This is a genomic window from Alteromonas abrolhosensis (assembly GCF_001953635.1).
Classification (GTDB): domain Bacteria; phylum Pseudomonadota; class Gammaproteobacteria; order Enterobacterales; family Alteromonadaceae; genus Alteromonas; species Alteromonas abrolhosensis.
In genome coordinates, this window is record NZ_MEJH01000014.1 from 58,896 (window position 1) to 73,332 (window position 14,437).

The window sequence follows — 14,437 nt, forward strand, 5'->3', positions numbered from 1 at the left end:
GGCAACCATGCTATGCCTTCTTTATCACTAGGTAAATTCCCCCTAGCGTCATTACCGAAGCAAGCATTATTTGCGCTGTAAACTGTTCGCCTAGCGCCAACCATCCCATCAGTGAAGCGAGTACAGGTACGCTTAGTTGCACAGTTGCGGCGGTGGTCGACTTGATAAGAGGAAGCGCACGATACCAAATTGCGTATCCACAGCCCGAGGCAAATATTCCTGATGCAAGCGCGTAATACATCCCTACTTTATCTAATACAAATTGGTCTGCTCCCACTAACAAGACAACACCTATTAGGGGAACACACAAAAAAGACGCGTAAATGAAATTTCCAGTGGTAGACATAAGGGCTGAGCTACTTTTTTTACCTAACAGCGAATAGACACCCCATGCCATACCAGCTAAAACCATGAGTGAACCGGCAAGTAACGAAGGCGCTGATGCACTGGGCAATAATAAAATTACCAGACCTATAAACGCCAGAACAAAACCCAGCCACTGCCGACTGTTAAATCGTTCCCCGTTTATTAAGCCTACCGTAATCATGGTAAGTTGAACTGCGCCAAATAGTAATAACGCTCCAGTCCCTGTCGACATAGATATATAGGCAAATGAGAAGCAGATAGCGTAAACAAACAAAGCGATTCCACCAAGCACACTTGCGTTGGCTTTGAGCCCTTTAAACACGCTTTGAGAAGACGCGCTTTTCACGCCACGACGCAGAGAGTAAGAAGATAACAGTAATAGCGCTAACGCCCCGCTGGTTAAGCGTAAAAGTGTGAAACTAGCTGGATCTATGTCGGTATTGGCAAGTGCCATTCGACAAAGTAGGGAATTTGCAGCGAAAGCGCCCATCGCTACAGCGACCAAAAGAAACGTTTTCAACAACCTGAAACTCCCTATGTATAAATGCAATATCCAGCAACAGCACTAACATATCCTGTTTTAGTCCGTAAGGAAAACTATCACACGGATAATGTAATGATTTAACAGGTGAAAAGTGAAGAAAGAATGTATAAACAAAAAAGAGGACCATCACGGTCCTCTTTTAACAAGTATCTAAGAGATGAGATTATTAAAGCGACAAGCCCAAACGCTCAGCAACTTCAATGTATGTCTCGACAACTGAGCCAAGACCTTGTCTGAAACGGTCTTTGTCCATTTTTTTACGGGTTTCTTTATCCCATAAACGACAGCCGTCTGGTGTAAATTCATCGCCCAACACAATGTTGCCATCTTTATCAACGCCAAACTCAAGTTTATAGTCGACAAGCAGCATGCCTGCTTCGTCAAACAGCGCTTTTAATACACTGTTAACTTTAAACGTCAGCGCTTTCATTTCAGCAATTTGAGCTTCAGTCGCCCAACCAAATGATAAAATATGGTAGTCATTTACCATTGGGTCATGAAGGGCGTCGTTTTTAAGGAAAAACTCGAAAATAGGTGGGTTTAGCTCTTGGCCTTCTTCCACACCCAGTCTGCGAACTAAAGAGCCAGCAGATAAGTTTCTCACCACACACTCAACAGGAATCATGTCGAGCTTCTTAACCAAAGACTCAGTATCAGAAACCAGTGCTTCAACTTGCGTTGCAATGCCAGCTTCTTCAAGCTTTGTCATAATAAAGTGATTAAACTTGTTGTTTACTTCACCTTTGCGATCAAGCTGCTCAATTTTTTCACCGTCGAACGCCGAAGTGTCGTTTCTAAAGTGAAGAATTAATTTATCGCTATCATCAGTGTAATAAACAGTTTTTGCTTTACCGCGGTAAAGCTCGTCGCGTTTTTCCATTCTCAGTCTCAGTTATATATCAAGGTTATCTTCTGACATGACCTCAGCAAATGCACTGTAAAGGTCGGAAACCTGATTTGCTTCAAACGGTACACTTTCATTGTTCATGAAGGTAACTGACGTGCGATCTGCACCCGCTCTTGCAACTTTCAAACGATAATCTCCCTTTTTAAGAAGTTCTTTATCGCTTGAGAATAAACCATCCCACCAACTACCTTGTTCACCGTTGTAAGTGATAAATAGTAGGCCGTTAGATTTATCTAAATCTTTAACATCAAAACCAAGCTTGCGCAGTACCAACAGCATTCTTGGCCATGCTACATCATATTTAGCGTCTACGATATATGCAGCATCACCATCGGCATTAAAGCCCATTTCAGTATTGATACCCTGACGGATACGGGCAATTCTTCGCGTTTCTGCTAGTTGAATCTGATATTCATAATGACCAATAACCTGGTTTAAGACTTCTACCTCTTCACGGCGCTCTTCCATCGAAGAGACCTCTGCAATCACATCATTGCCCAAGGTTTGCATGTAGTCTTTAAGTTCCACGGTCAACGCAGCGCTACGGCCATGAGGCTTAACGTCTAAGCTAAACTCAAAACGTCGTCCAATTTCACTTTCTTCTTCTGAAAAGCTATACCAAGGCCCGTCGATTTCTTTAGTCATAACCATCCAGTCAGTGACCAGCACTTTTTCTTCCGGACTAAAGCTATCAACACCAATCCCTTGCTCATCAAGGAAGCTCAAAAGCGAATTCCAAATTGCTCGACTTAATGGCTGGCTGTCATCAACTTGGTCAAACCAAATGGTTGCTGAGCTTTTACCCTCTTCAATGTGAGAGCCAGTTACTAATGGTAAAACAAGCGCAGGCGAACGAATCATCAAAGATTTGCCCACTAGCTTCGGGTCGGCCTCTTGGCCTAGCTCAGGTAATGTAAAATCACGAGAAAAAGCAGGTGCATCTAAGTCAGAGGGTACTTTAAGCGTTTCTTGTTCTTTAGTTTTTAAGTATTCGTAGCTGCCAGACGCGGTTTTTCTATCTATTTGGCTTGAACAACCTGCAAGTGCAACCATCGCTACTGAACTTGCTATAGCCAGCGTTCTTTTCATCTGTGTTCCTTATTAACCAGAAATCAATGCGTATTTTTTTAGTAGTTCTTCGATACGTTTTTGGCTTGATAGTTCCGGTAAAACCATAGGTAATCGCATCACTGCGCTTTCCATCATGCCCATTTTGTACAATGCCCACTTAGGCATTACTGGATTTGGCTCAATAAATAGCTCGCTATGAAGCAACTTAATGGTTTCATCAATCTCACGACATTTATCAAAATTCTTATCTAGTGCAGCTTCACACATCTGCGCGATCGCTTTTGGCACTATGTTAGCGGTAACAGAGATAACGCCGTGGCCGCCTTCACACATAAACTCGCAGCTTGAGCCGTCGTCGCCACTTAGTAGTACAAAGTCATCTGGAACCAATGGCTGAGTAGCCTTAAGGCGTGCGATATTACCGGTTGCGTCTTTAAGACCAACGATATTTTTGTGGGTTGCTAGTTTTGCTACCGTCTCAGGAAGCATATCGGCAACAGTACGGCCAGGTACATTGTAAAGAATAACCGGTAAGTCGCTGGCGTCTGCAATTGCATTGAAGTGTGCGACCATGCCAGCTTGTTGAGGCTTGTTGTAATAAGGTACAACACTTAAGAAACCGTCAATACCTGTAGAGCCTAACTGCTCCGTAAGAAAAATAGCCTCTGCCGTAGAGTTTGCGCCACTACCCGCAATTACCGGAATTGCTCCCGATGCCATTGCAACGGTTTCTTTAACCACATCAATGTGCTCATCGAAAGGTAGCGTTGCTGACTCACCAGTAGTTCCGACCGACACTATTCCGTGGGTGCCCTGCTCTACATGAAACTTCACAAGTTTCTCTAAAGACTTGTAATCAATATCGCCGTTTTCGAACATCGGCGTGACGAGTGCTACGTAACTACCAGTAAACATAATCTCTCCGAAAAATGTGAGCGCACATGGTAAATATGTCGGTGCTTAAACACAAGTAATAGCGCAAGTAAAATGGCAAGAATTTGACAATATCTTATTCAAAGGCAAGAAAAAGGCGCTGACTTATAAAAAAACTCTGTGCTAACATCCCGACATTATTAACATTGAAGTGAAGTAGATGTCGAAACACCAACTTATCGTCACTATTCTGGGGACAGACAAAAGTGGCATTTTAAGCGAAATTGCAACGACGGTATCAGAAGCTCAGTGCAATATTCTAGATAGCAGACAGGCCATCTATGGCAAAGAGTTCTCATTAACTATGATCATAGAGGGAACCCAAAGCGCTATCACAAAAGCAGAGTGCATTTTGCCTGCACTTTTTCAGCGTCTTGATTTGCTGTCAATGATGAAGCGCACCAGCCACCACGAGAAGCAAAATCTGGCTCACCTGTTTAACGTTGAATTTAGCGGTGAAGATGCAGCTGGCCTGATTAAAGCGGTAACTGGTTTTTTTGCAGAACGTCATGCAATGATTAGTGCTTTCAGACAGCGCACATTCAAAGATAAGGCTTCAGGGAAAGACAATATGCGCTGTAAATTTGTTGTTTCACTCCCCTCTAACGAAAATGTAGACGCATTAGAATCTGATCTAATGGCCCTGTTCGCTTCGTTAAATGTGACAGGCAAAGTAGTAGATAAACAAAAAAAGGATCCCAATGAAAACGTTACAAGCTGGTGATAAAGCCCCACAATTCTCATTGCAAAACGAGAACGATGAAACTGTTTCATTAACTGATTACGCGGGTAAAAAAGTACTCGTTTATTTTTACCCTAAAGCGATGACGCCAGGCTGCACTGTACAGGCGCAGGGTTTACGCGATGTAAACGAAGAACTAACGGCGAAAAATGTGGTTGTTCTTGGAATTAGCCCGGATGCGGTTAAGCGCTTGCCGAAATTCATCGAAAAGGAAAACCTAAACTTTACGTTGCTTTCAGATGAGGACCACGCCGTAGCCGACGCCTTTGGCGTTTGGGGCCCTAAAAAGTTTATGGGTAAAGAATATGACGGAATTCATCGTCAAACATTCCTTGTAGACGAGAATGGCGTTATCGAACACGTCTTCAATAAGTTTAAAACAAAAGAACATCACACTGTGGTTCTTGATTACCTAAACAGCTAATGCTGATGTAACTCAAAAAAAAGCCCCGAAAACCTTGTGTTTTCGGGGCTTTTTTGTGTTCTGTAACTGCCGCTCATATCGCGTAACTAGTTAGGTTGGGTATCTAATCCCAAATTGATATAAAACCTTTATAGTTGTTTCTTTTCACTGAAAACGACTATTTAGCCTCTTCCGGTATTACTACTGGATTGCTCGACCACGCAGTAATTACTGCTTTTACAAGGGTAGCAAGAGGAATGGCAAAAAATACGCCCCAAAACCCCCAAAGCCCACCAAATACTAATACAGCAACAATGATGTAAAGCGGGTGCAGGCTTACTGCTTCAGAAAACAGCAATGGAACCAGTAGATTTCCGTCTAATGCCTGAATAATCCCGTAGGCAATCATTAAATACCAAAACTCAGGTGTAATCCCCCACTGAAACATAGCAACAACGGCCACTGGAATAGTTACAACTGCCGCGCCAATGTAGGGAATAAGCACAGAGAAGCCCACCAAAACGCCAAGTAATATGGCATAACGCAAGTCCATTAAGACAAAGGTTACGCAGCTTACTGCGCCCACTATGATTATCTCGATAACTTTGCCGCGAATATAGTTAGCAATTTGAGAATTCATCTCGTGGCCAACTTGTGTAATTAAGCGTCGTTCCTTAGGCAATAAGCGAGAGATACTGTCTAAAAAGAACAGTTTATCCTTTAGCATGAAAAACACCATAAGAGGCACAAGGATCATATAAACAAGTAGCGCAGCTAAATTGGCAATATTACTAAACGAAGCAGAGATAAGGGTCTCACCCACTTCAACCAGCTTGTCATTTAAACCTTCCATCATTTGATGGATTTGATAAACCTGGACATAGTCAGGGTATTTGTCGGGAAGCGTTAATATCCACTCTTGCGCTTTTTGCCAGATAAGCGGCGTTTCCTGAATCAGGTTTACACTTTGTTTGGATATGATAGGGACAAGTCCAATTAGCGTTAAGATTGTTATGGTAATAAAACCAAGCATAACCACGCCACACGCCAGAGTTCTGCTTACCCCTATATTCACCAAGCGACATACCGGCCAGTCAAGTAAATAAGCAATGACTGCAGCAACCAGTACAGGCATGATTAGCCCGCCCCACAACAGCAAGACTGCTGTAGTTAAAAGAATTAAAATGAGCAGCATAGCTGCATCAGGATCGGAAAATTTGCGTCGGTACCATCGACCAAAAACGCTAATCATATAAACGCCTAGAAATTACTAAGAATAGGACACGCATCATAGTTGATAGCGCTAGCAATTAGCAATAAGTAGCGCTTAAGAATCTTTCAAAATCAAACTGGTATGATGTTTTTACAGTATAAGCATTAGTGTGTAGAGTGGGTGTTGCGATAGTCATTGAATAAACTGGATGATTTTATTCGTATGATTGATAAAAAATCGTATTATATGCAAGAAGCTCAAGGCACAATCGGTTTGCATGTTCGCAACTAATGCATATAAGAAAAAAATAAAATTTGAAACTGTTTAGCAACTTAGCGCTCTAAGGGTTAAGCAGTATTAACCGTATACAATGATTGTAGGTTCATGAGAAAAAAGTTTTCAGCATCTTTGGTTGCCCTTTCCTTCGTGCTCACTTCGAGCCTAACGGCTGTTGCACAAGATGCCAATTACAGCAATAAAAATGCGCTACCTGAAATAGGTGTAGTAGCGTCGGACGCCATCTCACTTGATAAGGAAATGATTGTAGGCGATGCCGTCATGCGTCAAATGCGCGGACAAAGCCCTGTAATTTCAGACCCAGTTCTAGATGAATACTTACAGGATATAGGCAACCGCTTGGTTGTTCATGCAGACAATGCCAAGTTTCCTTTTGAGTTTTTCTGGGTAAACAACGATGCCATCAATGCATTTGCGTTTTTTGGTGGCCACATTGGGGTTCATACAGGTTTAATGCGCCGTGCTGAAAATGAAAGTGAATTGGCTTCGGTACTTGCTCACGAAATTTCACACGTTACTCAGCGCCACATAGCAAGACGTATGCAGGCGCAGCAGCGCTCATCTCCCCTAGCCTTAGCATCACTCATTGGTGGTGTATTAATTGCAATGGCAAACCCCGAGGCAGGAATCGCAGCAATGCAGGCAGGTACCGCCGCCTCTGCGCAGCTTCAAATTGACTACACCCGTTCGAATGAACAAGAAGCCGATAGAATTGGTATTGCTATGCTTGCCCGGGCGGGGTTTGACCCAAATGCAGCTGCGTCTTTCTTCTCTACCATGGCAGAAGAATACCGCATGGTTTCTCGGCCACCCGCAAGGCTGCTTACTCACCCTTTAACCGAAACACGTATTGCCGATGCAAGAAGCCGGGCTGGTGACTATCCCCGCCGCTATCTGCCAATTAACAAGCAGTTTGAGTTGGCAAAAGCACGCATAAAAGCGCGCTACTCGTTCAAGACTGATTATGCCGTCGAGTACTTTCAAGCGGCGGTGGCTCAAGATGTTCAGCGCAGCAAAGAAGCGTCGCTTTATGGTTTGGCGCTAGCTTATATGCGCGCAGAAAAAATTGAAAAAGCAAAAGAAATTATGGATCAGTTAATAGCTGGCGATAGAGGGAATCTTTTTTACCTCGATGCTATGACCGATATCTACATCTCTCAAGGTGAGCCGCTAAAAGCAGTAGAAATGCTAAAGCCTCACGTTACGCATAACCCAAGAAACCAAGTGTTAGCGCTTAACCAAGCCAACGCTTATATCAGTGCACAAAAATACGAAGAAGCCATCTCACTATTGAAAGATTTTCTCTTGGTTCAAAAGGACTACCAGCTAGCGCATCAGTTAATGACCGAAGCATATCAAAAGTCGAAACGGTTTTCGCAAATGCACCAGAGTAAAGCTGAGGTGTACGCCCTCTATGGCGCGTATAATCGAGCGGTTGATGAACTTCAATATGCGTACAACTTCGCAGGTGACGACCATCTTGAGAAACAAAGAATAAGAGCCAGAATAAAACAATTCAGAGATCAAGAAGAACGTTTACAGCGACTTTAGTCCAACGTACTTAACAGCTATAAGTCAGCGCCTTTCAACTCAGTTAGGCGCTGACGCAAGTGTACCGCGGTCACCTCTCCCATAATCGTATCTTTAATTTTTCCGTCAGGCCCTACTATAAATGTAGCTGGTAGATACGGTGGTTTTGTCATTGGCAGTTTGGTGTCAGGTGAACTCACAATAACAGGCACGGCAATAGCAAACTTCTCTGTCATTGCTTTGAGTTCTGGCTTGGTTTTCGGGTCGTAATTAATAGCAAAAAGACGAGTATTGTCGGGCAAGGAGTGGTTAAATGCTGCCAACTCGGGCATTTCCCTTAAGCATGGCGCACACCAGGGAGCGAAATAATTCACCACTATCCACTGGCCGTTAAGATCTTGCCACCGGTAGGTCTCACCTTCTAAGGTTTCAAAATCATATTGAAGACCTTGGTAAGTAAATGCCCCCGCTAACGCAGCAATAATTAACAGCACGACAAGGAATAATGACTTCATTTTACCTTGCATACTTAGTGGCGGTGATAACGTCATGTAACCCTCTGACTTCTTCTTTTTTTTCATAGTGCCAGATTCTTTGTTTAGGCACTAACATAAATTCCAGCACTTCCCATTCCGTATTGAGACAAACGCGCTAAAGAAAAGAATATTGCAAATATATCGCTCGTTATCGGTAAACTGCTTGATATTCTAGGGCAAAAACGCAATAGTTCGCGCCAAAAGATATAATCATATAAACGGGGCTTTTATGACAGACACCACTATTATTCACAATCCACGTTGTTCTAAGAGCAGACAAACCCTAGCGCTACTTGAAGAACAAGGTGTAGCGCCTACTGTCGTTGAATATTTAAAACACCCTCTTAGCACCAATGAGTTAAAAGAGATATTTAAAAAACTTAATCTTGGATCGGTAAGAGAGATGATGCGTACTAAAGAGGCAGAGTACAAAGACGCCAATTTAGGCGACAGTGCAGTGTCTGACAACGCGCTTTTTGAAGCCATGGCACAAACCCCAAAATTAATTGAGCGTCCAATAGTGATCAAAGGCGAAAACGCGCGAATTGGTCGCCCACCAGAATCAGTCTTGGAAATTTTATAGTGCAACCCGTTCTTGTACTTTATTACAGCCGCCATGGCAGCACTAAGCGTTTAGCGGATGCCATCGCTCAAGGAGTATCGTCATTAGACGTTCCTGTGATAGTACGCACAGTAAAAAGTATCAGCGATACTCGAGGTGATACTGAAACTAAAGACGCATCTAGCGCCGTTCCCGAAGTTACGCTTCAGGAACTTGAGCAATGTAGCGCTTTAGCGTTAGGTAGTCCCACCCGTTTTGGAAATATGGCAGCGCCTGTTAAGCACTTTTTGGATTCCACCAGTAGCCAGTGGTTAAAAGGTGCGTTAATTGATAAACCGGCTTGCGTGTTTACATCTTCGTCTTCTATGCATGGCGGACAAGAATCCACGCTGCTTTCAATGATGGTGCCGCTTATTCACCATGGCATGGTTATTTGCGGTCTGCCGTACAGTGAGCCAGAACTTCACAACACAACAATGGGCGGAAGCCCTTACGGTGTAACGCACGTTGCGCATCACAGTCTGAATGCACCAGAGCAACTAAGCGCAGATGAAAAAGCCCTGTGTATTGCACAAGGCAAGCGGCTAGCAATGTTTGCCAAAAAGCTAACAGACCAGGCTTAGTACCCGTGATTCTAAGCATGGGTACATCGACCTTAAAAAGAACATTATAAAAAACTGATTTATTCGGAGAATTAACATGGCACCAGATACGCGTTTTTATCGCTATCTCGCACTTATCAGCCACACTGGGTTAATCGTATGGATAACACTTTGGCAATTTACATTTACTAAAGAACATACTTACTCACCATTGTTTATTGCCTTGTTTTATATTTTGCCCTTATTGTTACCTTATTGGGGCGTATTAAAAGGCAAACCATATACGCACGCATGGGCCAATTTTGTCGTTTTGTTTTACCTAATTCACGGATGTACTGTGGCGTACGCCGTACCCGATGAGCGTTGGTATGCAGTGGTAGAAATTATTTTATGTACTGGAATGTTTGTGGGCTGTAGCGCATTTGCTCGGAAACGAGGCCGCGAGTTGGGTTTGGGTCTCAAAAAATTAAAAGATGAAATGCAAGAAGAAAAGGCACGCTTCGAACAGGGCCAGTAGTAACTATGTAATACACAGCGAAAGCACATTGTGCTGAGGGGTTGATATGACACGCCAATTACCTGAATTTTCGTTAGTACTCGCTTCATTGGTATTACTCGTAGCGTGTGGAGGTTCAGGCTCTAGTGACAGCCCAGCCCCGAGCCACCCTTCTACGCCTCCCTCAATTACTATCTCAGGTTCAACTAGTGGTTTTGTTGGCGATGCTGTCGATTTTGTCGTTACCGCTCCTAATGGTAACCCTATTGCTGATATCGAATGGCAAGTCTCAGGTATCTCACAACAGCCTTTAAATGCTCACACGCAGGCTATTGGCTTTGACGTGCCTTCATCAGGCAGTTTTGAAATCACAGCAGAGGTAAGCCTAGAAAATGGTACGCGCCTGTCGGACACCGTAACCTTAGAAGTAAATGAGAGTGCGGAGCCGTTAGCGGCCTTAAGGCTTGGTCATGAAGCATCCGAAGGCGGTAGAGTTTCTCTTCGCGTAGACACCGTCAACGCCCAGGGGTTAACCATCAATGATATTACTTGGCGTCAAACATCCGGCCCTACCGTGAATAGTTTCACATTTGATGATGGCGAATATTCTCATTCAATTTACTTCCAGGCGCCAAGGGTTGATAGCGACGCAATTATAAAGATTGAAAGTACCGTTACGCTTTCAAACGGCGAGGTATTATCCGACAGCGCGCAAGTTTTAGTGAAAAATATCGACATTAACACTAACGGCTTTTTTGTAGATGACCAGACAAGTATTCCCGAAACAGTAAGCGCGCACATGCAGCCGTATAGAGCAGATAGTCCTTATGCAGATGCGCTTACTGATTGTGTCTACAATAATCAAGTCTCAAGCAGCTGTACTTTTTCAAGACTTCCGCTCATTGGCCAAGTCACCGAAAGCCCTACTATTGACGACATCCTAGATAGAACTTACGTTTCTCACCCTTGGATGGGTGATACGTTTAAGGCTTTTTTGGAAACTTCCGCAACCCGTGATGACATGCTAAATCTGCTACGCGCAACTAACGCGATTGTCATTTCCTACGATATCCGACCTTCATTCTACTGGGTTGCTACGGGTGCTATTTACTTAGATGCCAACAACTTTTGGCGTACACCACAAGAGCGAGATACCTTAAATACTCGCCCAGACTATAGAAGTGGTTTTGGCAGCGAGCTTGATTTCACAACATCATGGCGCTATGTGAAAAATGGCGCCTATTTCTTTCCTATCATTAGCACATCGAACGTAGCAGATAGACAACCCCGTGATGTTGACGATGTCGAGGCCGCACTGAGCTATTTGCTGTATCACGAGCTGGCCCACGCCAATGACTTTTTCGATTACACCGAATGGCAACAATTGAGTAACAGCGCGAGCCCATTGTCATCCTATGATGATAGCTCTCCTATTTCTACGGGTCTTACGACGTCGCTCCCCCTTACGTCTTCTCAGCTACATGCTTTAGCTGATGTTAGGTACGGCGGTGAAACCGCTTCAAGTGCTCAGCGCAGCTATACCGCGTTGCAGGTAGCTAATTGGTTTGAAGATGACGGAGCAGTAGCTTTTTATTCGTACTTTACTGAACGAGAAGATCTCGCCATGTTATTTGAACGCTTTATGATGCTATACAGGCTTAAAGCCGAAGCCGATGTTGGCGTATTTACGAGGGCAACGTTGGAGGACGGAAGTTTTATTCCAACATGGGCTCAGCGTAACCGCGTAAGTGATGACAAGGTGACTATGCGGGTAGATTACGTGGTAAGTCGAATTTTACCCGAGCTCGATGTACCAGCAATCCAAGCGTCGCTTCCAAGCCCTTACCTGCTTCCAAACGACATCACATGGCGGGATTCTGCATCAAGTACGAACCCGAACGAGCAAGTTGGAACTGATACATTCACAGTACAAAGCAGTGAAACAAATGCGATATCTGTGAGTGAAAACTTGTTGACGCTAATGGAAGAATTTGAAGCCGCCACGAAAGCTCACGGCAAAAGGGAAAACCATTAGGTGTTTAGCCAAACGCCCGCTTTAGCTAGTTTTGGTTGAGCTCTCGCTTTAGCTAATTTAGGTTAAGCTCTCGCTTAACCATGCCCACCGATAATCGTTTTTGCTCTTGGAGAGAGCGTGTGTCTAGTCGGGCTAAAAGGGACATGAGGCTTTTTAAGTCTCGTTCACTGTGGTGCAAAAGGAATTGTAATGCTTGGTTTGATAGCTTTAATCCACGCTCTGCTGCACGCAAGCGCACAGCTTCTTCACGACCATTATCATCCAGTTGATTAACGTGATAAATAACCCCCCACGCCAAGCGAGAACGCAAGTCAGGTAAAACGAAAGCCGGGTTAGATGGGCCTAGGTGACTAGAACACAGCACCATGGTTTGTTTAGTCTCAATCACTCGGTTTAACAAATCGAATAACGCTTCTTCCCAACGTAAATCGCCGGCTATTGCGTGAATGTTGTCTAATGCAATTAACGAAAGATTCTCAAGGCCTTCGAAAATATCGAGCGACCACGCTTCGTAATTATTAAGATTTAAATAAAGATGACTAACCGATTTTTCGGCTAGTTGATGACAAGTGGCAAACAATAAGTGGCTTTTGCCGATAGCTGTACTGCCCAATAAGGTTAGCAAAGGAAGCTGTAGCGAAGCTAAAGGCCCCAACTCCGGGGCCTCACGCCAATGTGGCAGTGCATCCGCAATCTGCTCAAGAACAGAAACTACTTCTTCGTTACCCGTACCAACGAAACTATCAAAATTTTCGTCAACAGGTAGCGTGACAGGCAAAGGCAGCTGCATGCTAGATTAATTGCTCCAATAGAAACTGTGTCCCTTCACGGTTTGTCCGTACGCATCGGTTACGGGGCGTAATTTGCTTTCTAGTTTAATACTGTTGAGTAGGTCATCTACAGTACCAATTAGTGTTAAGGAGTAAGTTGCCACTGTACCAGATTGCTCCACTAAAGTTGCGTTCTCGATCACACTCAAACTATTTAAATACTCGGTAGCGCTGGCATAACTCTTCACAGAGCCGATATTCGCTATCGAAACCTTTATGACTTCACGCTCTGACGCCTCTATACCCACAATGGCGTATAGCGACGATAAATAATTAGAGTACGCATCCACCAATTGGTTGCCAAGGGCTTCAGGGGAATCGCCATAAATACTGCCGTAGCTAACTTTTCCACCTCCAATGAACACCCAATCTAATGCATAGTCGCCCTCATCTGCACGTTTGGCATAGTTGGCAAACTCATTCATGGTAAAAGGTAATGTTGTGCTTTCTGCTTCTACCTGTCCCATCGCTGACGAACCAGCATTGTCACCTAACTGCACTTGAGCATCGCTATCATTTAAATCTGTTATAGCGCCCTCTGTATGTTGTGGCTGGGCATCTGGATTTTGGTCACCGAAACTTTGGGCGTCTGGTTGAGCTCTAAACTGAGCCTCTTCATTTAGCACGCTATCTAGCGATTCAACTGTACCAGACGGCACAACCTTCTCTGGTAAATCGGGGATCGCACTTGGATCATTGCGGTAAACACGCGCGCCAATGATATTGTCGACACTATAACGCACAGATGCTTTGCGTAAGGGTTCAACAAACCGACCCCATACGTCATAGGTGGAAATATTTACATTATCCGTTAAGTCCATTAAAGGCAGACTAAGCGGGACGCCTCGCTCCTTGGCTGTCTGCTTAAGAGCATGTTGTAAGTCGGTATCAAGAGATTCTTCTAAGATAACGCGTGTTTCGTTTTCATCTTCCTGAGCAAGCCACACAATAGTTTCAGGTCTTCTGTCTCCCCACAGTGGAAGCATCTCTCGCTGAAGTAATTCATTTAGCTTGGCTTGATCGAATTCGGCAACGTAATACGTTCTGCCTTTATCAAATGAAAAGCGGTAGGACCGCAGAAGCGATTGTGGAGATGTTAATGCTGCTTTTACACCAGCATTTTCAAGTACGCTTGTACTCCCTGACATTTTTACAAAAACCTGTCGAAGGGCTTTTTTTAAGGCCGCTTGCTGAGTTCGCTGAGTCTGATCTTCAACCTGAATTTGCGCTTCGTTCACAACAACGCGCTGTGCGGCGTGCGTAAACGCCGTGTAATTTAGCAATGCAATAAAAGAGGCACCCAGTACGCATTTTAAACGGGCTCTCTTTCTACTTGTCTCATTGGTGTTACGCTTTACTGCCGTCAACAT

General features: G+C 44.1%; 15 protein-coding genes. 7 read left to right on the top strand and 8 right to left on the bottom strand.

Features of this window, described 5'->3' with window-relative positions:
* Window positions 1-10 precede the first annotated feature (10 nt).
* From BGK61_RS16960 to dapA, 4 genes are all read right to left on the bottom strand, one after another.
* On the bottom strand, window positions 11-889 hold the full coding sequence (locus BGK61_RS16960; protein WP_014998511.1) for a DMT family transporter: 879 nt from the start codon (window positions 887-889) through the stop codon (window positions 11-13).
* 187 nt (window positions 890-1,076) lie between these two features.
* Window positions 1,077-1,790 carry a phosphoribosylaminoimidazolesuccinocarboxamide synthase gene (gene purC / locus BGK61_RS16965; protein ID WP_076012462.1) on the bottom strand — a complete coding sequence of 238 codons (714 nt, stop codon included), beginning with the start codon at window positions 1,788-1,790 and terminating at the stop codon, window positions 1,077-1,079.
* Window positions 1,791-1,802: 12 nt separating this feature from the next.
* On the bottom strand, window positions 1,803-2,906 hold the full coding sequence (gene bamC, locus BGK61_RS16970; RefSeq protein ID WP_014998513.1) for an outer membrane protein assembly factor BamC: 1,104 nt from the start codon (window positions 2,904-2,906) through the stop codon (window positions 1,803-1,805).
* Window positions 2,907-2,918: 12 nt separating this feature from the next.
* A complete protein-coding gene (gene dapA, locus BGK61_RS16975) occupies window positions 2,919-3,803 on the bottom strand; it encodes a 4-hydroxy-tetrahydrodipicolinate synthase (protein WP_014998514.1) in 885 nt (294 codons plus the stop codon).
* 178 nt (window positions 3,804-3,981) lie between these two features.
* Here dapA and BGK61_RS16980 point away from each other — a divergent pair, with 178 nt between their 5' ends.
* The gene (locus BGK61_RS16980; protein WP_014998515.1) at window positions 3,982-4,545 is read left to right on the top strand and encodes a glycine cleavage system transcriptional repressor; all 564 of its coding nucleotides are present in this window, start codon (window positions 3,982-3,984) and stop codon (window positions 4,543-4,545) included.
* Entirely contained in the window at window positions 4,523-4,987 is a 465-nt protein-coding gene (gene bcp / locus BGK61_RS16985) for a thioredoxin-dependent thiol peroxidase (protein ID WP_076012463.1), read from the top strand. Before BGK61_RS16980 ends, bcp begins: the two co-directional genes overlap by 23 nt.
* Window positions 4,988-5,144: 157 nt before the next feature.
* Here the strand turns inward: bcp and BGK61_RS16990 are convergent, their stop codons facing one another.
* Window positions 5,145-6,218 carry an AI-2E family transporter gene (locus tag BGK61_RS16990; protein WP_014998517.1) on the bottom strand — a complete coding sequence of 358 codons (1,074 nt, stop codon included), beginning with the start codon at window positions 6,216-6,218 and terminating at the stop codon, window positions 5,145-5,147.
* A 345-nt stretch (window positions 6,219-6,563) separates the two neighbouring features.
* Between BGK61_RS16990 and bepA the strand changes: the two genes are divergently transcribed.
* Window positions 6,564-8,027 (top strand): beta-barrel assembly-enhancing protease, encoded by a 1,464-nt coding sequence (gene bepA, locus BGK61_RS16995; protein ID WP_076026117.1) that lies wholly within the window; start codon window positions 6,564-6,566, stop codon window positions 8,025-8,027.
* A gap of 17 nt (window positions 8,028-8,044) precedes the next feature.
* On the opposite strand, the gene BGK61_RS17000 is transcribed toward bepA, so the two are convergent.
* Window positions 8,045-8,557, bottom strand: a complete 513-nt coding sequence (locus BGK61_RS17000) for a TlpA family protein disulfide reductase (protein WP_083648694.1) — start codon at window positions 8,555-8,557, stop codon at window positions 8,045-8,047.
* Window positions 8,558-8,771: 214 nt separating this feature from the next.
* On the opposite strand from BGK61_RS17000, the gene arsC reads away from it, so the two are divergent.
* The 4 genes from arsC (at window position 8,772) to BGK61_RS17020 (ending at window position 12,237) form a co-directional block, all read left to right on the top strand.
* Window positions 8,772-9,125 carry an arsenate reductase (glutaredoxin) gene (arsC, locus tag BGK61_RS17005; protein ID WP_076011957.1) on the top strand — a complete coding sequence of 118 codons (354 nt, stop codon included), beginning with the start codon at window positions 8,772-8,774 and terminating at the stop codon, window positions 9,123-9,125.
* Window positions 9,125-9,727, top strand: a complete 603-nt coding sequence (gene wrbA, locus BGK61_RS17010; protein WP_076011958.1) for an NAD(P)H:quinone oxidoreductase — start codon at window positions 9,125-9,127, stop codon at window positions 9,725-9,727. Before arsC ends, wrbA begins: the two co-directional genes overlap by 1 nt.
* 76 nt (window positions 9,728-9,803) lie before the next feature.
* The gene (locus tag BGK61_RS17015; RefSeq protein WP_014998522.1) at window positions 9,804-10,223 is read left to right on the top strand and encodes a DUF2069 domain-containing protein; all 420 of its coding nucleotides are present in this window, start codon (window positions 9,804-9,806) and stop codon (window positions 10,221-10,223) included.
* Between the two features lie 46 nt (window positions 10,224-10,269).
* Window positions 10,270-12,237 carry a hypothetical protein gene (locus BGK61_RS17020; RefSeq protein ID WP_076011959.1) on the top strand — a complete coding sequence of 656 codons (1,968 nt, stop codon included), beginning with the start codon at window positions 10,270-10,272 and terminating at the stop codon, window positions 12,235-12,237.
* A gap of 52 nt (window positions 12,238-12,289) precedes the next feature.
* On the opposite strand, the gene hda is transcribed toward BGK61_RS17020, so the two are convergent.
* Both hda and BGK61_RS17030 read right to left on the bottom strand, forming a co-directional pair.
* Window positions 12,290-13,027 carry a DnaA regulatory inactivator Hda gene (gene hda, locus BGK61_RS17025; protein WP_014998524.1) on the bottom strand — a complete coding sequence of 246 codons (738 nt, stop codon included), beginning with the start codon at window positions 13,025-13,027 and terminating at the stop codon, window positions 12,290-12,292.
* Window positions 13,028-13,033: 6 nt separating this feature from the next.
* A complete protein-coding gene (locus tag BGK61_RS17030; RefSeq protein ID WP_076011960.1) occupies window positions 13,034-14,437 on the bottom strand; it encodes a DUF2066 domain-containing protein in 1,404 nt (467 codons plus the stop codon).